This window comes from Gammaproteobacteria bacterium, assembly GCA_030949385.1.
Lineage (GTDB): Bacteria > Pseudomonadota > Gammaproteobacteria > JAUZRS01 > JAUZRS01 > JAUZRS01.
In genome coordinates this window covers 41528-61364 of sequence record JAUZSP010000009.1, presented here as the reverse complement: position 1 = coordinate 61364, position 19837 = coordinate 41528, and the positions used below count along the sequence as shown (strand labels likewise).

18 protein-coding genes are annotated in these 19837 nt (G+C 51.4%); 8 read left to right on the top strand and 10 right to left on the bottom strand.

All coding sequences use genetic code 11. The annotated features are described in order from the left end of the window. The first annotated feature begins 72 nt into the window (after positions 1-72). The 4 genes from secA to Q9O24_12795 are packed head-to-tail and all read left to right on the top strand — an operon-like array spanning position 73 to position 5422. Positions 73-2787: a preprotein translocase subunit SecA gene (gene secA / locus Q9O24_12810; protein MDQ7075994.1), complete on the top strand. Its 2715-nt coding sequence runs from the start codon at positions 73-75 to the stop codon at positions 2785-2787. 20 nt (positions 2788-2807) lie between these two features. Further along, positions 2808-4022, top strand: coding sequence for a bifunctional glutamate N-acetyltransferase/amino-acid acetyltransferase ArgJ (gene argJ, locus Q9O24_12805; protein ID MDQ7075993.1), 1215 nt, complete (start codon positions 2808-2810; stop codon positions 4020-4022). A 6-nt stretch (positions 4023-4028) separates the two neighbouring features. Continuing rightward, entirely contained in the window at positions 4029-4979 is a 951-nt protein-coding gene (locus Q9O24_12800) for a Nudix family hydrolase (protein MDQ7075992.1), read from the top strand. Continuing rightward, a complete protein-coding gene (locus Q9O24_12795; protein MDQ7075991.1) occupies positions 4976-5422 on the top strand; it encodes a hypothetical protein in 447 nt (148 codons plus the stop codon). The genes Q9O24_12800 and Q9O24_12795 overlap by 4 nt, the downstream gene beginning before the upstream one ends. Here Q9O24_12795 and zapD read toward each other — a convergent pair whose 3' ends face one another. From zapD to Q9O24_12750, 9 genes are all read right to left on the bottom strand, one after another. Further along, positions 5423-6190 carry a cell division protein ZapD gene (gene zapD / locus Q9O24_12790; protein ID MDQ7075990.1) on the bottom strand — a complete coding sequence of 256 codons (768 nt, stop codon included), beginning with the start codon at positions 6188-6190 and terminating at the stop codon, positions 5423-5425. Positions 6191-6396: 206 nt separating this feature from the next. Further along, positions 6397-7053, bottom strand: a complete 657-nt coding sequence (gene coaE / locus Q9O24_12785) for a dephospho-CoA kinase (GenBank protein MDQ7075989.1) — start codon at positions 7051-7053, stop codon at positions 6397-6399. Positions 7054-7056: 3 nt separating this feature from the next. After that, entirely contained in the window at positions 7057-7926 is an 870-nt protein-coding gene (locus Q9O24_12780) for an A24 family peptidase (GenBank protein ID MDQ7075988.1), read from the bottom strand. A 23-nt stretch (positions 7927-7949) separates the two neighbouring features. Next, positions 7950-9170, bottom strand: a complete 1221-nt coding sequence (locus tag Q9O24_12775; protein ID MDQ7075987.1) for a type II secretion system F family protein — start codon at positions 9168-9170, stop codon at positions 7950-7952. A gap of 5 nt (positions 9171-9175) precedes the next feature. Further along, positions 9176-10891, bottom strand: coding sequence for a type IV-A pilus assembly ATPase PilB (pilB, locus tag Q9O24_12770; protein MDQ7075986.1), 1716 nt, complete (start codon positions 10889-10891; stop codon positions 9176-9178). 220 nt (positions 10892-11111) lie between these two features. Further along, complete coding sequence (locus Q9O24_12765) at positions 11112-11579, bottom strand: prepilin-type N-terminal cleavage/methylation domain-containing protein (protein MDQ7075985.1); 468 nt, start codon at positions 11577-11579, stop codon at positions 11112-11114. 40 nt (positions 11580-11619) lie between these two features. Then, positions 11620-12042: a prepilin-type N-terminal cleavage/methylation domain-containing protein gene (locus tag Q9O24_12760; protein MDQ7075984.1), complete on the bottom strand. Its 423-nt coding sequence runs from the start codon at positions 12040-12042 to the stop codon at positions 11620-11622. A 193-nt stretch (positions 12043-12235) separates the two neighbouring features. After that, positions 12236-13588, bottom strand: coding sequence for a sigma-54 dependent transcriptional regulator (locus Q9O24_12755; GenBank protein ID MDQ7075983.1), 1353 nt, complete (start codon positions 13586-13588; stop codon positions 12236-12238). Continuing rightward, a complete protein-coding gene (locus Q9O24_12750; GenBank protein ID MDQ7075982.1) occupies positions 13585-15174 on the bottom strand; it encodes an ATP-binding protein in 1590 nt (529 codons plus the stop codon). The genes Q9O24_12755 and Q9O24_12750 overlap by 4 nt, the downstream gene beginning before the upstream one ends. 99 nt (positions 15175-15273) lie before the next feature. On the opposite strand from Q9O24_12750, the gene Q9O24_12745 reads away from it, so the two are divergent. Beyond that, positions 15274-16884, top strand: coding sequence for an NAD+ synthase (locus Q9O24_12745; GenBank protein MDQ7075981.1), 1611 nt, complete (start codon positions 15274-15276; stop codon positions 16882-16884). Between the two features lie 6 nt (positions 16885-16890). Here the strand turns inward: Q9O24_12745 and Q9O24_12740 are convergent, their stop codons facing one another. Then, positions 16891-17127 carry a toxin-antitoxin system HicB family antitoxin gene (locus Q9O24_12740; GenBank protein ID MDQ7075980.1) on the bottom strand — a complete coding sequence of 79 codons (237 nt, stop codon included), beginning with the start codon at positions 17125-17127 and terminating at the stop codon, positions 16891-16893. A gap of 290 nt (positions 17128-17417) precedes the next feature. Here Q9O24_12740 and Q9O24_12735 point away from each other — a divergent pair, with 290 nt between their 5' ends. The 3 genes from Q9O24_12735 to Q9O24_12725 are packed head-to-tail and all read left to right on the top strand — an operon-like array spanning position 17418 to position 19749. Further along, positions 17418-17777, top strand: coding sequence for a hypothetical protein (locus Q9O24_12735; protein MDQ7075979.1), 360 nt, complete (start codon positions 17418-17420; stop codon positions 17775-17777). Next, positions 17771-18127 (top strand): IS66 family insertion sequence element accessory protein TnpB, encoded by a 357-nt coding sequence (gene tnpB, locus Q9O24_12730; protein MDQ7075978.1) that lies wholly within the window; start codon positions 17771-17773, stop codon positions 18125-18127. Before Q9O24_12735 ends, tnpB begins: the two co-directional genes overlap by 7 nt. Positions 18128-18156: 29 nt before the next feature. Next, complete coding sequence (locus tag Q9O24_12725) at positions 18157-19749, top strand: IS66 family transposase (GenBank protein MDQ7075977.1); 1593 nt, start codon at positions 18157-18159, stop codon at positions 19747-19749. The last annotated feature ends 88 nt before the right edge of the window (positions 19750-19837 follow it).

The following is a 19837-nucleotide window of genomic DNA, read 5'->3' as shown; positions in this document are numbered from 1 at the left end:
CATAACGATTGCCATTCAGCTGTAATGTCTGAATGGTTTTTCTATGGTTGAACTTCCACAGGCCGTAACTTCATGATCAGTAATTTATTTAAAAAAGTGTTTGGCAGTCGTAATGATCGCGTGATTAAAGAGCTCTCAAAAGAGGTTGGCGCGATCTCGGCTTTAGAGTCCGATTGTGAGTCCTTGAGCGATGATGATTTAAGAGCCAAAACTGAAACGTTCCGCCAGCGTTTGCAAGCAGGGGAAACCTTAGAAGACCTATTGCCAGAGGCCTTTGCAGTGGTGCGTGAAGGGGGAAAACGCGCTTTAGGTATGCGTCATTTTGATGAGCAGCTGATTGGTGCGATGGTCTTGAATGAAGGCAAAATCGCCGAAATGCGTACCGGTGAGGGTAAAACCTTGGTGGCAACTTTGGCGGTCTACCTCAATGCGCTGTCGGGTCAGGGGGTGCATGTGGTGACGGTAAATGACTACTTGGCACATCGTGACTCCGATTGGATGGGCAAGCTCTATCATTTTTTGGGGCTGAGTTACGGCGTTATTGTTGCCAATATGGATCAAGAAAAACGTCGAGCGGCGTATGAAGCGGACATCACCTACGGCACCAATAACGAATTTGGCTTTGATTATTTGCGTGACAACATGGCTTTTTCTGAAGAGGAAAAAGTGCAGCGCGAGTTGAATTTTGCCATCATCGATGAAGTGGATTCGATCCTCATTGATGAAGCGCGCACCCCATTGATCATCTCTGGTCCCGCCAATGATAATGCTGAATTGTATCGACGCATCAATCTATTGGTGCCGCACTTAACCTTGCAAGAAGAGGAAGACGGTCCCGGTGATTACAGCATCGAGGAGAAAAGCAAACAGGTCTATCTCACCGAAGCGGGTCATGAAAACGTTGAGAGGCTATTAGCCGAAGAAGGCTTGTTGCAAGAGGGTGAGAGTCTTTATGACGCGGCTCATATTGGCTTGATGCACCACATCAATGCCGCTGTGAGAGCGCATGTGATCTATCAAAAGGATGTGGATTACATTGTTAAAGAGGGTCAGATCGTCATTGTGGATGAGTTTACCGGTCGCACCATGGAAGGACGGCGCTGGTCGGAAGGCCTGCATCAAGCGGTGGAAGCAAAAGAAGATGTGGTGGTGCAAAACGAGAACCAAACTCTGGCTGCGATCACCTTTCAAAACTACTTTCGCCTCTATGGGAAGCTGTCTGGCATGACTGGGACGGCGGATACAGAAGCGTTTGAGTTCCAACAGATTTACGGTTTGGAAGTGGTGGTGTTGCCAACTCACTTGCCAATGCAGCGTAAAGATCTGCCGGATCTGGTGTTTTTGACCACAGAAGAGAAATATCAGGCGATTATTGAAGACATTGAAGAGTGTGTGAAACGTCAGCAACCGGTGTTGGTGGGTACCACCTCGATTGAAACCTCTGAGTACCTCTCTTCGCTGTTGAAAAAGAAGGCGTTGAAACACGAAGTATTGAACGCCAAACAGCACGAACGTGAGGCGGGCATTGTTGCCAATGCTGGTTGCTCTGGTGCCGTCACCATCGCTACGAATATGGCCGGTCGGGGTACGGATATTGTGTTGGGTGGCAGCTTGGTGGTGGAGTTAAAAGAGAAGGGTGAGATCAGCAGCACGGAAAAAGAGCAGTTGGAAACGGCGTGGCAACAACGTCATGACGTGGTCTTAAAATCCGGTGGGCTGCACATCATCGGTACCGAACGGCACGAATCGCGGCGGATTGATAATCAGTTACGCGGGCGTTCCGGTCGCCAAGGCGATGAGGGTTCGACCCGTTTCTATCTCTCATTGGAAGACAATCTGATGCGCATTTTTGCCTCAGATCGGGTCGCCAATTTGATGCAAAAATTGGGCATGGAAGAGGGTGAGGCGATTGAACATCCGTGGGTCACGAAAGCGATTGAAAATGCGCAGCGTAAAGTAGAAGCACATAACTTCGACATGCGTAAAAATCTGCTGGAATACGACGATGTGGCTAACGATCAGCGTAAAGTGGTTTATGAGCAGCGCAACAGTCTGTTGGCGAGCGAGGACACCTCGGAGATCATCAAAGCCATCCGAGTGGATGTGGTCAATGGCATTATTGATCAGTACATTCCACCGGGTTCACTGGATGAACAGTGGGATGTGGAAGGCTGTCGTGATGCGCTGGAGCACGAGCTGGGTGAAAAAATGGATCTGCCTATGTGGTTGGCAGAGGACGAAGAGCTGGATGAAGAAGCGTTACGAGCGCGCATTGTGCAGACTTTAGAAGAACGTTACCAAGCCAAAGAGGATATGGCGGGAGCGGAATCGCTGCGTCGTTTTGAAAAAGCGGTCATGTTGCAGGTTTTGGACACCCAATGGAAAGATCACTTGGCGGCGATGGATTATTTGCGACAAAGTATCGGTTTGCGGGGTTACGCGCAGAAGAACCCAAAACAAGAGTACAAACGTGAATCCTTTGAGATGTTTACTCAGCTTTTGGATCAAGTGAAACAAGAGGTGGTGGTGGTGCTGTCGCGGGTGGAGGTGCAAAACGACGATGCGGAGCGGCTTGAAGAGAGTCAGCGCCAGACGGCACCGATGAACTACCAACATGCAGAAGCCAATTCAGCAATCCAGAGCGGGGTTGCAGAAGAAGACGTGCAGGCTGATGATGAAGAGATTCATACGCCTTACGTGCGTGAACAGCCTAAACTGGGACGCAATGAACCGTGCTGGTGTGGCTCGGGGAAAAAATTCAAGCAGTGCCACGGTAAATTGAAATAAGTGAACATTGGAATACGATCATGGCAGTAAATTCAGCAGTGATGCCCGAGTTGCATCCGGTGGCCGGAGTGCGTTTGGCCAGCGTGGCCTGTGGGATCAAAAAGAGCGGTGTTGACGATTTGGTGTTGATGGAGTTGGCCACAGGCTCGACCACCGCAGCGGTCTTCACTCAAAACGCCTTTTGTGCCGCGCCCGTGACGCTGGCTAAAGATTTTCTGGCGCAGCAGGCTCCGCGTTACTGGTTGATCAATTCCGGTAACGCCAATGCGGGTACGGGGCAAGGTGGTTTGGCTGACGCTCAACAGTGCTGTGCTTGGTTGGCGACTGAAGCGGGTGTGGTCGTGGAACAGGTGTTGCCTTTCTCCACAGGTGTGATTGGTGAACGGTTGCCCATGAGCCGTTTTCAGCTGGGCATTCCGCAGGCACTGACGGCGCTGCATGAAGATCGTTGGGCAGAGGCGGCGCAGGGCATCATGACCACCGACACCTGCGCTAAAGGGTTTTCTGAGCAATTCGAGATGGCCGGCCAGACGGTGACCATTACCGGTATCGCCAAAGGTTCAGGCATGATCCACCCCAATATGGCCACCATGCTGGCCTATTTGGCTACCGATGTTGAGGTGTCTCAGGAGGATCTGCAACAGGCTTTGCAAACGGCAGTAAAACCGTCTTTTAACAGCATTACTGTTGATGGCGATACCTCCACCAACGATGCGTGTCTGTTGGTGGCCACGGGGCAAAGTGGTCTGGTTTTGGATCAAGAGTCTGAACATTGGCCGCTGTTTCAAGCGGCGCTGAACGAAGCCTGCAAAAGCTTGGCCTTGGCCATTGTGCGGGACGCTGAGGGCGCAACCAAGTTCATTGCGGTGCAGATTGAGGGCGGTCTAAATGAAGCGGAGTGTCGTCAAGTGGCCTTTACCATCGCCCATTCCCCTTTAGTGAAAACCGCTTTCTTTGCCAGCGACCCTAATTGGGGGCGAATTTTAGCCGCTGTGGGGCGTTCAGGTCTGCCAGAGTTGGATGTGGAGCAGATCAGTATCTATCTGGATCACGTCTGCATTGTTCGAAACGGCAATCCTGCCGAGGAGTACCGTGAGGCCGCTGGTCAGGCGGTGATGAATCAAGCGGAAATCAGCGTGCGCGTTGAGCTGGGACGGGGTGAGGCACAGGCCATCGTCTGGAGCAGTGACCTCTCTTACGATTACGTTCGCATTAATGCCGAATACCGCAGCTAGTTTTTTGTGAGCGTTAAAGTGGTGCAGGTGGTATTGGCGGCAATTTTTGATGCGAAAGGTCGTCTGCTGATTACTCAACGTGCCAAACAGGCCCATCAAGGTGGCTTTTGGGAATTTCCCGGCGGCAAACAAGAGGCAGGCGAAAGCCTATTTTCTACCCTGCAACGCGAGTTGTTGGAAGAGGTGGGTATTCGCATCACCGCATCCACTCCATTGATCAACATTACCCACGCTTACCCTGATGTAACGGTCTGTCTAAATGTCTGGCGGGTGACGGCTTTTGAGGGCGTAGCCCATGCCCGAGAAGGGCAGCCGCTGCGCTGGATTGAGTTGTCTGAACTGCCCAAGTACTCTTTTCCCAAAGCCAATCGTGCTATTTTACAGGCGCTGCTCTTGCCGGAAACTTACCTGATTACCCCTGAGCCAAAGGACAGAGCGGTCTTTTTGAGTACGCTGGAGCAGAGTTTATCCACTGGAATTAAACTGGTGCAGTTGCGGGCAAAAACGCTTTCGGCGCGTGACTATGAAACCTTGGCGCAGGAGGTGGTGAGCCTCTGTCATCGCTGGGGGGCTAAGGTGTTACTGAACGCGCCCCCTGATCTGTTGCAGCGGGTGGCGGCGGACGGCGTGCATTTGAGCCAGAGGTTGGCGGCTTCTTTTTTACAGCGCCCCGTTGCGCGGGAGTGTCTGTTGGCGGTCTCTTGTCATAATGAGGCTTCGTTGCGGCAAGGGTCGTTAATCGAGGCAGACTTTTCTGTTTTATCCCCTGTTCAGCCGACTAAGAGTCATCTAGAGGCAGAACCGCTAGGTTGGGGGGCGTTTCAGGATTTGGTAAAACAAGCCGCTTTGCCGGTTTATGCGTTGGGTGGTTTATCAAAAACGGATGTGGTTGCCGCTCAGCAGCGAGGTGGACAAGGGGTAGCGGCGATTCGTGCGTTATGGGGAGAAAAGAGATGAAAAAAGGGGTGTTGTTGTTATTGCTGTTGTTGGTTGCCTGCCAGGCTGAGGATACACCGGTTGAAAAACCGGCTGAACATTTACTGCTGAGTTCAACGGTGTGTCTGAATCAAGAGGGTGAATGTCATCTCACGGCATCGCAAGGTGAGGTGCGTCTCTCGTTTGCAGATAAGGTGCTGCCCTTGCAGCCTTTTATTTTGAATCTTGATGTTTCAGGCTGGCCGAATGAGGTCAAATCTGCGGTGGTAGATTTTAAAATGGCGGCAATGGATATGGGTAAAAATCGTTATTCTTTATTGAAGAATAACGAGGGAAATTGGCAGAGTCGAGTGGTTTTGCCCATCTGTGCTGTCGGTGGTGAAGAGTGGTTATTGCAGTTGCAGTTGACGGATCTTAGTGGCCAGCGTTGGTTGGCTACGGTACCGTTTCGGCTGAAAAAGTAGCTACAGGATGCAGCAACCGAGTTGAAACTCCACATCGCTTTGCACCTGATCGGCCTTTTTCTCTGGAGCCGTCTGGGCAAAAAAGCGGATAGTAAAACGATGTTTACCGACACTCATCTCAGGAAACAGCCCCGGTGGGCCGGAGATGTAGATGCGAATCATCTGCAGAGGGCGGCTGGGGTTGAGATTGAGCTGAAAAAAGCCGTTGGATGCCATTTGCACACTGGTTTCTGGAGTTTCACGAATCGCATCTAGAATGGTATCAATGGCAATTTTCACCGTATCAAAGGGTTCTAGCCAATTTTTGAGCGCGGTGTGGCGTTCCTGAGTGGGGCGTTTTAGCCAATGGTGATAAGCAGGTAGGTCAAAGCTGCAGGTATTGCCTGAGGCGGTACGACGACGACGAATGGAATTGAGAAACTCATTGTTTTGAAAGTTGTGGTTTAGTTGACCTTTTTGATTGTGCAGCTGTTCAATCATGGGTGCTTGGCACTCTAAAATGGGCAGCAGTTGCAGTCGTTTGAGATCCGAGTCGGGAGCTTGTTGGATGGCTGTTTTTTGCCGTTCCAGCTCTTTGATCACCTCGCCCTTTAGGTCACCCCGAGAGGTTAAGTTGATGATTTCCAATAGGGTGCTGACGGCCGCTTGGGTATCCCAAGCTGATTTTTGCTCCAAATGAAAGTCGATGCGTTGAAACAGCTGCTGTAAACGCAGAAAAGTCCTAATGCGTTCCGTAACCGGTTGTTCAAAAATTAACTCATCTGACACAATTTGTTTACCTGTTGGTAAAGTAGCGTAAAAGTGAGACATTATGGCCTATACTGTTTGGTTGATTTTGCTTCCATGCGGTTTACAGATATCTGACTTTATTCAATTTTTTGTAAACAGCCCATTTTTGAGGGACTATTTTATAATAGTTTCCATTTTAGCTTCATTTTCCACAGTTTCATTGGTGGTGACAAATCGCTAAATTCTCATGGCGGCGATTGTACACCGCTTTTGGATCTATGGGCAGGTGTTGGCAGGTGGGATTGTTGCACATAACATTGGTGTAGCTGTTTGACCTGTTTTTGCAATGCAGTCAGATGGCCGCTGTTATCAATCACCTCATCGGCTGCTTGCAGGCGCTGTTGACGGTTAACTTGTTGTTCAATAATGCGTTGCACCTCTGCTTGGCTCTGTTGGTCTCGTTGACTGACTCGTTGAATTTGCAGCTGTTCGGGTAGGTCAACGATTAAGATGCGATCAACGTTGGCTGTTTGCTGGCTTTCGATCAGCAGGGGGATCATATGAATGCAATAGGAGGGAGGGGGCTGTTGTTGCAAGAGTTTCTTGCTCTGAATGTGCATCTGTTGGCGTATCAGTGGATGCAGTAGGTTTTCCAATTGCTGTTTGGCTCTGCTGTCGTTGAAGATTTTCTGTCGTAAGGCTGAGCGATTTAGGCTGCCATCGGTGTGTAAAATGTGTTGGCCAAACCGTTGGGCAATCTTTGCCAGTGCCGGTTGACCTACTTCCACCAGTTGGCGAGCAATTTGGTCGGCATCCAGCACGGGAGTGCCGTATTGAGAAAAGAGCTGAGCCACGGTGGACTTGCCACTGCCAATGCCACCCGTTAGGCCGATAATCAACATGGTTTAGCCAAAATTGAGGTAATAACGGTTGATCTGCTCACCCCAGATTAAGCTGATCCAACCGGCAAAAGCAAGGTAAGGACCAAAGGGAATGGGGATGTTTCGATCCTGTTTTTTACACAGAATCAGTAAAATACCCACAGTGGCTCCCAGCAGTGAAGAGATCATGATGATGCTCGGCAACGCCTGCCAACCGAGCCAAGCACCGAGCATGGCCAGCAATTTAAAGTCGCCGTGCCCCATGCCCTCTTTGCCCGTCAGCAGCTTAAACAGCCAGTAGACCGACCAGAGTGCCAAGTACCCCGCAATCGCGCCCAGTAGGGCGGTTTCGGTGCTGATGGCGGAGCTGTTGCTCAGGCTGAGCAGCAGCCCGAGCCAGAGCATCGGTTGGGTGATGCTGTCAGGTAACAACGTCTGTTGCAGATCAATAACACTCAGAGCAATGAGACTCCAAGTGAACAGTAAACCCGTTAGGGTCAGCCAACTGGCACCAAAGTGAGCGGCAATGGCCATCGAAAGCAGGGCGGTGAGCAGCTCGACGGCGGGATATTGCCATGAAATGTGTGTACCGCAGTGGCGACAGCAACCTTTGAGAAACAGGTAGCTGAGCAGAGGGACGTTTTCGATGGCCCGAATGGGTTGTTTGCAGCTGGGGCAGTGCGAACGTGGACGACTGAGGTTGAAGGTTTTTTCTACGGGCGGCTCTTTGTCAGGGTCGAGATACTGTTCACATTCGCTGCGCCATTGGCGCTGCATCATGATCGGTAGGCGTGAGATGACGACGTTTAAAAAGCTGCCAACCAGCAGGCTAAAGAGGCCGATGGCGATGATAAAACCCGTTGGGTTGTGCAGCAGAGGGTCAAATAAGCCCATGATGAGCAGGCATCCGTTGTGAGTTAAAAAGCATCGCCCATTTTGAATATGGGTAGGTACATGGCGATGACCAAGCCGCCAACCACCACGCCAAGAAAGGACATGATCAGCGGTTCGAGTAAGCTGGTGAGGGCATCAACGGCGTTGTCTACTTCCTCTTCGTAAAGATCGGCGACCTTGGCCAACATGCTGTCCAGTGCGCCGGACTCCTCACCGATGGCCACCATTTGCACCACCATGTTGGGAAACAGGCCGGTCTGCTGCATGGAGACTTGCAATTGCTGGCCACTGGCCGCGTCGTCTTTCATCTGCATAATGGCGTTGTAGTAGACGCTGTTGCCGGAGGTGGTGGCGACGGACTCCATCGCTTCCACCAATGGCACACCGGCGGTGGACATGGTGGCGAGCGTGCGAGCAAAACGGGCAATGGCGGCTTTTTCGAGCATGTCACCCACCACCGGCAGGCGCAGCAGCAGGCGGTCGATCATATCGGAGAAGGCTTTGTTGTTGAGGCGCAGGTAGCCAAACAGTTTGAGCGAGCCAACAATGACCAAGACAATCAGCCACCACCATTTTTGAAAGCCCTCGGAGAGCTGCATCACAAACTGGGTGAAAGCGGGCAGTTCACCGCCCATGCCTTCAAACAGTTTTTGAAATTCAGGTACCACAAAAACCAGCAAAATGGCCGTTACCACAAAGGCTACGACGAGTACGGCGACGGGATAAAAGAGGGCTTTTTTGATTTTGGCTTTAAGGGCTTCGGTTTTCTCTTTGTAGGTGGCGATTTTGGTCAGCAAGGACTCCAAGGTACCGGACTGTTCACCGGCACTGACCAAGCTGCAAAACAGATTATCAAATTGTTTTGGGTGTTTGCTCAGTGCTGTGCCCATGGTGGAGCCGGATTCAATATCGTTTTTGATGTTAAAAATCAGCTCCTGCATGGCGGGATTGTCGTGGCCTTGGCCGACGATCTCGAAGGATTGTACCAAGGGTACCCCAGCGGTCATCATGGTGGACATTTGGCGGGCAAAAATGGAGATGTCTTTGCTGGTGATTTTTTTCTTACCGCTGCCGAACAGAGGCGCTGCCTTTTTACGCACCCGCAGCGGAGTGATGCCTTGGCGGCGCAATTGTGCTTTGGCTAAATCGGCGTTAACGGCGTTGATCTGGCCTTTGACTTTGTGGCCTCGACCGTCTTTTCCTTCCCAGTCAAAACTGGTTTTTGCGCTGTTTTTACTCGCCATGTTGCTTATTCCTTGGTCACTCGGTTGGCTTCTTCAAGGCTGATGTGACCTGCTTTGACTTTATTGAGTGCTGCGCGACGCAGATCCATAACGCCCTCTTTTTTGGCTTGATCGGCAATTTCAATCGAGTTGCCTCCGGCCATAATAATACGCCCCATCTCTTCGGTAACCGGCATCACTTGATAGATGCCGACCCGTCCTTTGCAGCCGTTGTTGCAGTGGTCGCAGCCCGTGGCGTTATAGACTTTGATGGTGCGTGCTTCTTTTTCATCAAAACCTTCATCAATTAGGGTTTTGCGTGGAATATCTTCGGGGGTTTTGCATTTTGTACAAAGTTTTCTTGCCAACCGTTGTGAAATAATCAGCGACACCGAGGTGGCGATGTTAAAGGGGGCAACGCCCATATTGGCCAAGCGCGACAGGGTTTGCGGCGCGTCGTTGGTGTGCAGCGTAGAGAGCACCAAGTGACCCGTTTGCGCCGCTTTGATGGCGATGTTGGCGGTCTCAATGTCACGAATTTCACCCACCATGATGATATCAGGGTCCTGACGTAAAAAGGCTCGTAAAGCTTCAGCAAACGTCAGGCCAACGCGGGTATTGACGTTGACCTGGTTGATTCCCGGCAGGTTGATCTCTGCTGGATCTTCGGCGGTGGAGATGTTGCGGTCGATGGTGTTGAGCATATTGAGGCCGGTGTAGAGCGAGACGGTTTTACCGCTGCCGGTGGGGCCGGTGACCAGAATCATACCGTAAGGTTGTAACAGGGCTTTTTGATAGGTTTCTTGTTGATCTTTTTCAAAACCGAGGCTTTCGATGCCCAGTTTGGTGCTACTGGGGTCGAGAATACGCATGACGATTTTTTCGCCAAACAGCGTCGGGCAGGTGTTGACCCGAAAGTCGATGGCGCGATTTTTCGACAATTTCATTTTGATGCGACCGTCTTGCGGGACGCGCCGCTCCGAGATGTCCATGCGCGACATGACTTTGATCCGGGAGATGATGCGGGTGGACATGGCTTGTGGTGGTTTTGACATCTCTTGCAAAATGCCATCGATGCGATAGCGGATGCGAAAGGTGTTTTCGTAGGGTTCAACGTGTATGTCGGAGGCGCTTTTATTGATGGCGTCGAGCATCACTTTGTTGACAAAACGCACCACGGGGGTGTCGTCTATTTCTGAGCCGGGGTCTTGATCGTTGTTGTCGTCTTCTTCGGAGGCGATCTCTAAGTTATCCAGATCGGCATCCAGAATGGTGTCCATGCTGGCGGTGTGTTGGCTGCTGAGGAACTGTTGAATTTTTTTCTGCAGTTTGTCTTCTTCGACCAAGATGGGGTCGGTGGAGATGCCGGTGTGAAATTTAATCTCATCCAGCGCCATTAAGTTGGTCGGGTCTGAGATGGCAACAAAGAGGCGCGGGCCACGTTTGAGCAGCGGCAGGGCGTGGTGGGTTTCAATCAGGTCACCGTCCACCAGCGTGGGGGGGAGTGAGTCGATCTCCAGTGCATCAAGGTCGAACAGGGAGAGGCCAAACTCTTGTGAGGCGGCGATGGCAACGGCGAGGCTGGAGGCAAGGCCTTCTTCAACTAAGACGGTGACAATGGATTTTTTGCTTTTTTGGGCGCTGGCAACGGCTTGTAGAATCACTTCTTCGTCAACAATACCGTCTTGTACCAAGCGCCGGGGGAGGCCGCCCAGACTTAAGTTGGTCTGTGTTTTCGCCATCTACAGTACGTCCTTCGAATGGAGTGGGGGTTGAGGCTGTTTTAATGATCACGCAATTAAGGCATAAATTGCCCAATCTGTCCATATGGGCTGTGCTGAAAAGGTGATGGATGGTTTGTTCTGCATGGGGCAGTTGGAGTAGAAATAGATTTAGAGTGGTATAGAAACAACAAAGCCCCTGAAAAGGGGCTTTGTTGGTAGAGCGAGTTTTGAAGCGGATTTAGCAGAGATTGACAGCGGCAGTTGCGCAACTACCACCTTTTGTCCAAGTAATGGATGAGCTACCTGGAGCAGTAACGGGAGTCAAACTGTAAGTGGTTGCTGCTGTTTGCCCAAAGTCACCAGCCGCAGTGGTGGCAGTAATTACGCCAGCAACGATGGTTAATGCCGTTAATGTATTGGTGGTATCAAGTGCCATAGGGAGGTTGGTTGGTGCGACTGGAATAGAGCCGAGGTTGCCAAGATAGCCAGGTACACATGCGGTTAGTACACCTCCGTTTTCTTGAGAACAAAGTTCTACGCCCAATTTGTAGGGTGAAATGATAGAAGTGACAGATTTAAAGGCGGCACGATTGGTGAAGTTTTGATACTGAGGAATCGCGATGGCGGCCAGAATGCCGATAATCGCGACCACAATCATCAGTTCGATTAGAGTAAAACCTTGCTGTTTTTTGTTCTGCATTTTCATGGTGTAGCTCCTAGGTTTAAGGTTTGGTAAATCTGTGGTGTTAACAGAGACCACGATCTCTGCAATTGCCTGTTATGTTCCAAGTGATCGCGTTGCCAGTGAACACGGGGGTTAAGATGTAATAGGTGTGATCTGATTGGCCAAAAGAGTCATCAATGGTTTTGAGTTCGATGACACCGGCAGCGGTGGTTAACTCATTGATGTCCTCTTGATCATTGATTTGTGCTGGGATGGTTCCCAAGGTGCCGGAATAATCGTTATCACAACGACTGACATCCCCTGCATTATCTTGAGCACACATCTCAACGGCCATTTTAAACGGCGCAACCAATGACACCATCTCCTGAAACGCGGCACGATTGGTAAAGTTTTGGTACTGAGGAATCGCAATAGCCGCCAGAATGCCAATAATGGCAACGACAATCATCAGTTCAATGAGCGTAAATCCATTGGATCTCTTCATCGTCTTTCTCCCTGATAGGGCCATGCAACTCCTTCGGTACAGGAGTAATAGCAGATTGCAGGCCAGAAAATATATAAACTATAAGTTATTGAAAATAAGACTTATTTTTATTATTATCCTTGCTCTCAGTTTTTAACATAACAGCCTTTGTTGCTTATGGACAGGTTTTGTCACTTCCTGACAATTGGCGCATTCATTCAATCCCCATTTTTTTCAGGCGATAACGCAATTGACGGTAACTGATGCCCAAAACCTGAGCTGCGGCGCTTTTTTTCCAGCGACTTTTCTCCAAAGCCTCCATCAGAGCGTGTCGTTCCTGCTGATTGATGATGTGTTCCAAAGTCTGTTCGCCTTCACCCTCACTGAAGATGGCAGAGGGTTTGCTGGCCTTGTTTTCAAGCTGTAGATCATCGGCCTCAATTTGCTCACCCTCTTGCAGAGCCAGTGCGCGCTCCAACATGTTCTCCAACTCACGTACATTGCCGGGATACTCGTATTGACTCAGTTCAAACAGCGCCGCTTTGCTTAGGTTGGGGTTGGCATCGGGGTAGTGCGGCGCGAGGCGCTGCAAAATGGCGTGAGCGAGTTCTTCGATGTCTTCAGGGCGTTCGCGCAGAGGCGGCGTGGTTAGCTCAATGACATTGAGACGGTAATAAAGATCTTGGCGGAAATGGCCTTGCTGAACTTCATCGGCCAGATCTTTGTGGCTGGCGCTGAGCAGGCGCACATTGATTGGCTTTTCTTGGTTGGAACCAATGGGGCGGATGCGTTTTTCTTGGATGGCGCGCAGCAGTTTGACCTGCATGGCCAGAGGCAGATCCGCCACTTCATCTAAAAATAGCGTACCGCCTTCAGCGGCTTGAAACAGACCGTCTTTAGTGTTTACCGCTCCGCTAAAGCTGCCCTTGAGATGACCAAAAAATTCACTCTCCATCAATTCGCTGGGAATGGCACCGCAGTTGATGGCAATAAACGGCCGCTGGGCGCGAGGACCTTGCTGATGAATTTGCCGCGCAGCCAGTTCTTTGCCGGTGCCGGATTCACCACAAATGTAAACTGGCGCTTGATTGCGCGCCAGCTTGGCGATGGTGCGCCGCAACTGCATCATCGGTTTTGAATGGCCGAGCAAGGGACGCGAGCCGTTCTGCTTTTCGTTCTGAGGTGTTGGGGTTGCGGTGCGTTCCAGCTTGAGGGCGGTGTTGATCAGGTTGCGCAGCACCTTGAGATCCACGGGTTTGGAGACAAAATCAAACGCGCCTTTTTTCAGGGCTTCCACGGCAGACTCCACATTGCCGTGGGCGGTGATGACCGCCACGGGCAGCTCTGGATGCTGTTGTTGCAGATGTTCTACCAGTTGCAGACCGTTGCCATCGGGCAGGCGCATGTCGGTCAGGCAGAGGTCAAAGTGCTGCTGTTTTAGAGCGTCGTGTGCTTGCTTGAGATTGATGGCGCAGCGGGTTTGAATGCCCATGCGCTTGAGGGTGATCTCCAACAGCTCAAGAATATCGGCTTCATCGTCAACGATCAGAACGGTGGCGGGTTTCATGGTGTGAGGGTGTCCAAATCTTGATTAAAAACAATGCGGAAGCGGCTGCCTTGTGGCTCGACAAGGTAGCGTAAAGAGGCACCGTTAAAACGGCACAGTTCCCGTGCCATAAACAGGCCCAAACCAGTGCCGCTGTGGCTGGTGGTGTAGAAGGGTTCAAACAGTTTGTCGATCTGTGCTTGAGAAACGCCGTGGCCATTGTCACACAGATCTAAAAACGGCTGACCGGTGTCGGGGTCGTTGCCAGACTCTATTTTGATCTTAATGTTCTTTTGGCCGCCGTGTTTGAGGCTGTTGCAGCATAAATTCCACAACACCTGATGCAGATGCAGAGATTCCATGTAAATCGAAGGATTTTCGTTGAAGAAATGCAGTTGCAAACGCGCGCTGGGTAGTTTTTCTTGTTGGCAAAAATCGTGGGCAAACTGCTCTAGGCTGGGGTGCAATTTTATCGCCTGACCGCTGAATTTTTTCAGTCGAGAAATTTGCATCACGTCTTCAATCAGGCGGTTGATGCGTTGGCCGTGATCGAGAATGATCTCCAGCAAGCGGCCCTCTTCGACGTTGATGTTTGGCGACTCGGCCAGCAGTTGTGAAGCGTGGCTGATGGCGCTGAGTGGGTTGCGGATTTCATGGGCAATGTTGGCGCTCAAATGGCCGAGAGAGGCGAGTTTAAGCTGTTGCAGTTGGGCGCGAATGGCGGAGGTGTCTTGCAGTGAGATCAGCCAGCCTTGATCTTCCAGTGGGGTGAAATGGGGCTGGATTTCGCTCTGGCTGTTGGGTTCTTTGATCGAACAGGGCAGCTCTTTGTTGGCGTGATGCCATTGGTTGAGCGAGTAGTGCAGTCGAGGTGCGTGCTGTTTGAGTGCGGCTTGTGAGCCAAGGTGACCGAGTTTGAGCAGTGTGCGGGCGCTCTGGTTGGCAAGGCGAATCTGTTGGCGGCTGTCCACCACTAAAATGGCCGACTCCATTTTTTCGATGATCAGGGCGTTCAGTTGCGCCATGTTTTTCAGGTCGATTTGGCTCTGAGTGGCGTGAGCTTCGCTTTCACGGCTGCGACGCGCCAGCATCATCGCCAGCAGTGCGGTGGCAAACAGGGTCGCGCCGAGAATGCCCGCTTGTGGGTAGTGGGTGCTGCTCTGACCGAGATTGAGGTGGGTGTAGAACTGCTCGGCCAAAATGGCCAAACTGGCCAAACTGGCAAACAGCAGCGCCAAACGTTCCGACATCAAAACGCCGAAACCGGCGATGCTGATGATCAACAACATGCCCAAACCGCTGTTGATGCCGCCGCTGCTGTGCATCAGCGCGACAATAAAAACGATGTCCGCACTCGCACGCCGCCACAGTTGCTGTTCGAAAGTCGAGGGTTTGAAGTGGGTTGAGAGTAAAAAACCGACGCTGGTTATGGCGTAAAGCGCCGTGGTGACTAAAAACAGCAGAGGTTTGCTGGAGCCTAAAAAAGCATCCCCCACTTCCAGTAGAACAACACTCATTAGGATGAAGGTCAGCAGAAGACGATAACCGTCCAGCAGTGACAGCAGGCGTTTATTGGCTCGGTCGGGATGATGAAGGTTCGCTGTCATTGCAGTTTGTTTGGCATTTTGCGAATTGAGCTGGGATAAGGGAGAATACGGCCTGCCAAAATCACGGGCGTTGCCCCTTTACGAGTACTGTTAAACGTTATGCGTATTGTCATTGCACAGATAAACCCGACGGTGGGTGATGTTGTTGGAAACACCGAATTGATTGTAACCACTGCAACCGAAGCGCGCCAACGCTGCTTTGCGGATCTGGTGATCTTCCCTGAATTGACTCTGTTGGGCTACCCCCCCGAAGACCTGCTGCTGCGCCCAGGTCTGCAAGCGCGCATTGAAGCGGCGGTGCAGACATTGAAGCGGTCGGTCAAGGGTGTGGCGATTCTGTTTGGGCTGCCCAGCTTTGGCCAAAGGGGGCTTTACAACTCCGCCATGCTGCTCAGCGAGGGCGAGGTGTTGGCGCTTTATCATAAGCAGCAGCTGCCCAATTACGGTGTGTTTGATGAGAAACGCTATTTTATCGCCGGAGATCAGCCGTGTGTGGTGGCGTTTCGCGGGCTGAAACTGGGCATCAGTCTCTGTGAAGACATCTGGACGGCCAAGGTGGCAGCGCAAGCGAAAGAGGCGGGGGCGCAGTTGTTGTTGAATCTGAACGCGTCGCCGTTTCATTGGGGCAAAGGCGAGCAGCGCCGAGCGGTGCTGCAGGCGCGCAGTGCTGAGACGGGCTTGCCGTTGGTGTACGTCAATCAGGTGGGCGGCCAAGATGAGTTGGTGTTTGATGGCGATTCGATGCTGTTGGACGCGAAGGGCAAGGTGGTGTTGCAAGGTCACTCGTTTCAAGAGGCGCTGTTGCCCTTTGAGATTAACGCTGAAGGTGAGCTAACGCCGTTGTGCGTTAATCCAGTAGAAGAGTTGAGCGAAGAGGCGGCCACCTATCAAGCCTTGGTGTTGGGGGTGCGTGATTATGTGACCAAAAACGGTTTCAAGGGTGCGGTGATTGGGCTTTCCGGTGGCATTGATTCGGCGTTGACCTTGACGATTGCCGTGGACGCGCTGGGTGCCGATCAAGTGGAGGCGGTGATGATGCCTTCTCGCTACACCGCTGATATGAGTCGGCAGGACGCAGAAGCGGAGGCGAAGAGTTTGGGGGTGTTGTACCGCTCCATCTCCATTGAGCCGCTGTTTGAGGGGTTTTTGACTGCCTTGCAGGATGAGTTTGCTGGTTTGAAAGCCGACACCACAGAAGAGAACATTCAGGCGCGCTGCCGTGGGGTGATTTTGATGGCGATTTCGAATAAAAAGGGCAAAATTTTGCTCACCACGGGCAATAAAAGCGAGATGGCGGTGGGCTACGCTACCCTTTATGGTGATATGGCAGGCGGTTTTGCCCCATTGAAAGACGTGCCAAAAACCTTGGTTTATCGTTTGGCGCGTTACCGCAATCGTGAGCAGGAGGTGATTCCTGAGCGAGTCATTGTGCGTCCGCCGTCGGCGGAGTTGGCACCGGATCAGAAAGACGAAGACAGCTTGCCGCCCTACGCTATTTTAGATGCCATTTTGGAGCGTTTTGTGGAGCGCGATGAGTCTTTAGAGCAGATGGTGGCGGCGGGGTTTGAGCGCCAAACGGTGCAGCGGGTGATGCGCATGGTGGTGATCAATGAGTACAAACGCCGTCAAGCGCCACCGGGAGTGCGGGTGACGCAGCGGGCGTTTGGACGTGATCGACGTTACCCGATTACCTCGGCTTATCATCGTTGAGGTTGGCTATAACTTATCTTCGTCACTTGGTTCGACATCAGGAACTTTTGTCATTGCGTGAAGAAAGGATGTTTTATCGCCCTTCAAAGATCGATTTTCTAAGTAACTTTCTGTCAATAAGGCCGACATCTTTTCGGCAACGGCAGATGAGATAAATTGATTGATTGAAACGCCTTCCTTCTGAACTAAGGACTTCACTTCTTTGTGCAGTGAATCGGGTAACCTTAAACTTAATGTGCTCATTTCAATACTCCTTTTTCAATTAAGAACTGATGTTGCGTAGTTGGTTAAAAAATAAGTGCATCGTAACTCTCGTCATTCCCGCGAAGGCGGGAATCCACATGAGAGTTTGATTGTCTTGTATAGATTCCCGCCTTCGCGGGAATGACGAGCAAGACCACTGTATGTCATGATTGAGTGCTTGGTTTTATCGGCGCACTGCCCTTTGGTTAGTGCGTAAGCGCTCAATAAACCCCACCTAAACATCCCAGAACGTCTGAGTTACGGTACCTCCACATTCACAGGAGGTCCTCATGAGCAAAACCAGCACCACAAAAGTAGCCCAATGGCACCGTCACCTAAACCAATGGAGCGAGAGCGGTCTGACCCAAAAAGCCTACTGCCAACAGGCTCGCATCACCTTGGCCAATTTCAGTCTCTGGCGTCGGCGGCTGCAACCTCGTGTCATTCACGTTTCCACTCAACCAACGAAGACCGCAGTCAAAGCCCGTTTTCAAGCCCTTCAGATCAGCCCTGATTCCTCCACTGTCCCCTCAAGATCCCATCAGCCTGTGCACCTCTGTATTAATGGCGTTTCACTGTCGGTTCCCTTGGATCAACTGAGCCAAGTCTTACCGATTCTCTACGCCAGCCTAGGGTCAAAAGGATGTTAAGACCGAGCGACAACGTGAGCGTCTACCTCTACACCGTCCCCGTAGACATGCGTAAATCGATTAACGGTCTCTCCCTGTTGGTCGAGCAAGAGATGGATCTGCCTCCCATGAGTGAAGCCCTGTTTGTCTTTTGCAACCGAGCGCGAGACAAAATCAAACTGCTCTGTTGGGAGCGTAACGGCTTTATCGTCTGGTACAAACGGCTGGAGAAACAGCGCTTCAAATGGCCTGAGTGGCAGGAAGGCGAACCTCTGACCCTCACAGTGAGTGAGTTAAACCGACTGCTGGACGGATTTGATCTTTGGAATAATAAACCACACGAACGCCTCTTTTTTCACTCCGTAGGTTAATCTCATTCGGTTTGCGTTAAAATGCTCTGATGACAACGCGCCAAAACAGTGACCCTCTCAGCAGCAGTGTAAAAACACTACACGCTCTCCTTGAGGAGCAGCAACAGCTCATTGTGACGCAACAACAGCGCATTTTGGTTCTAGAAGAGTACCTGCGTCTTTATCAGCAAAAACAATTTTCCAGCAGCAGTGAACAACAAAAAAGTGAGGTTCAAGACGACCTCTTTAACGAAGCGGAAGCGTTTGAAGAGAGTGAAGCGTCTGAGGTCGAGGTCGAGGAAGCCGCGCAGGACGCGCAGGACTCTAACGTCATAAGTGAGTCAGCCCCACAGACGCGCGCCAAACCTCGGGGACGCAAACCCTTACCCGAGCATCTGCCTCGGATTCGGATTGAACACGACCTGTCCGATGAAGAGAAGCGCTGCGCCTGTGGTTGCCAACGCCACCTCATTGGTGAGGTCAGCAGCGAACAGCTGGAGATCATACCGGCTCAACTGAGGGTCTTGCTTCACGTTCGAAAAAAATACGCCTGTCGTCGCTGTGAAAGCGCCCCGATCACCGCCCCCTTGCCTGCGCAACCGATTCCCAAAAGCAACGCCGCCCCCGGGTTGCTGGCACACGTTGCCGTTGCCAAATACCAAGATGCTCTGCCGCTCTATCGACAACACCACATTCTAAAACGTCACGGCATTGAGCTGAGTCGTCAAACCTTAGCCTATTGGATGATCCGCTCGGGTCAATTACTTCAACCACTGCTCAACTTACTGCAAGATCAGCTGCTTGCAGGCGCGATGATTCAAATGGATGAGACGCCGATACAGGTACTCAATGAAACCGAACGCCGCGCTCAACAACGCTCTTACATGTGGATTCGCCGTGGTGGAGAAGCAGAAAAACGCATCATCTTGTTCCATTACGCAGCGAGCCGTGCGAGTGCCGTAGCCCAGCAGCTGTTGGACGGGTATCAGGGTTATTTGCAAAGCGACGACTACGCCGCTTACCACGCTCTGGGTCAGTGGGCAGGGATCGAACTTCTGGGTTGTTGGGCGCACGCTCGACGTAAATTCATCGAGGCGCAAATGGCCAACAAACCGAAGGGAAAAAACAGAGGCAAAAGCAAAAGCGGCAAAGCCGACATGGCGTTGAGTTTTATCGGCAAGCTCTACGGCATTGAACGCCAGATCAAAGATCAGCCACCCGACGAGCGCAAACGGGTGCGGCAACAGCAGGCCAAACCGATCTTGCAACAGTTCCGAGCCTGGCTCGACAAAAATCAGAATCACGTCTTGCCCAAAGGACTGTTGGGTAAAGCGTTGAGCTATCTGGATAAGAATTGGCAGAAGTTGCAGGTGTACCTTGAAGACGGTCGTCTGGAGATTGACAACAACGGAGCCGAAAACGCCCTTCGTCCCTTTGTGATTGGTCGAAAAAATTGGCTCTTCAGTGATACAGCAAAAGGGGCGCAGGCCAGTGCGGCACTGTACAGTGTGATTGAAACGGCCAAAGCCAATGGGGTAGAACCGTATCATTACCTCAAAAGGGTTTTTACGGAACTGCCCAAGGCCAACTGCGTTGAAGAGATTGAGGCGCTGTTGCCTTGGAATGTGAGTAATTCAGTTTAAGGTCTACGCGATGTGACTGCTCACTTCAAGGTGGGGTTTATTGAGCGCTTACAAATAAAGCGTAGTGAGGAACGAACGCAGCTTTATT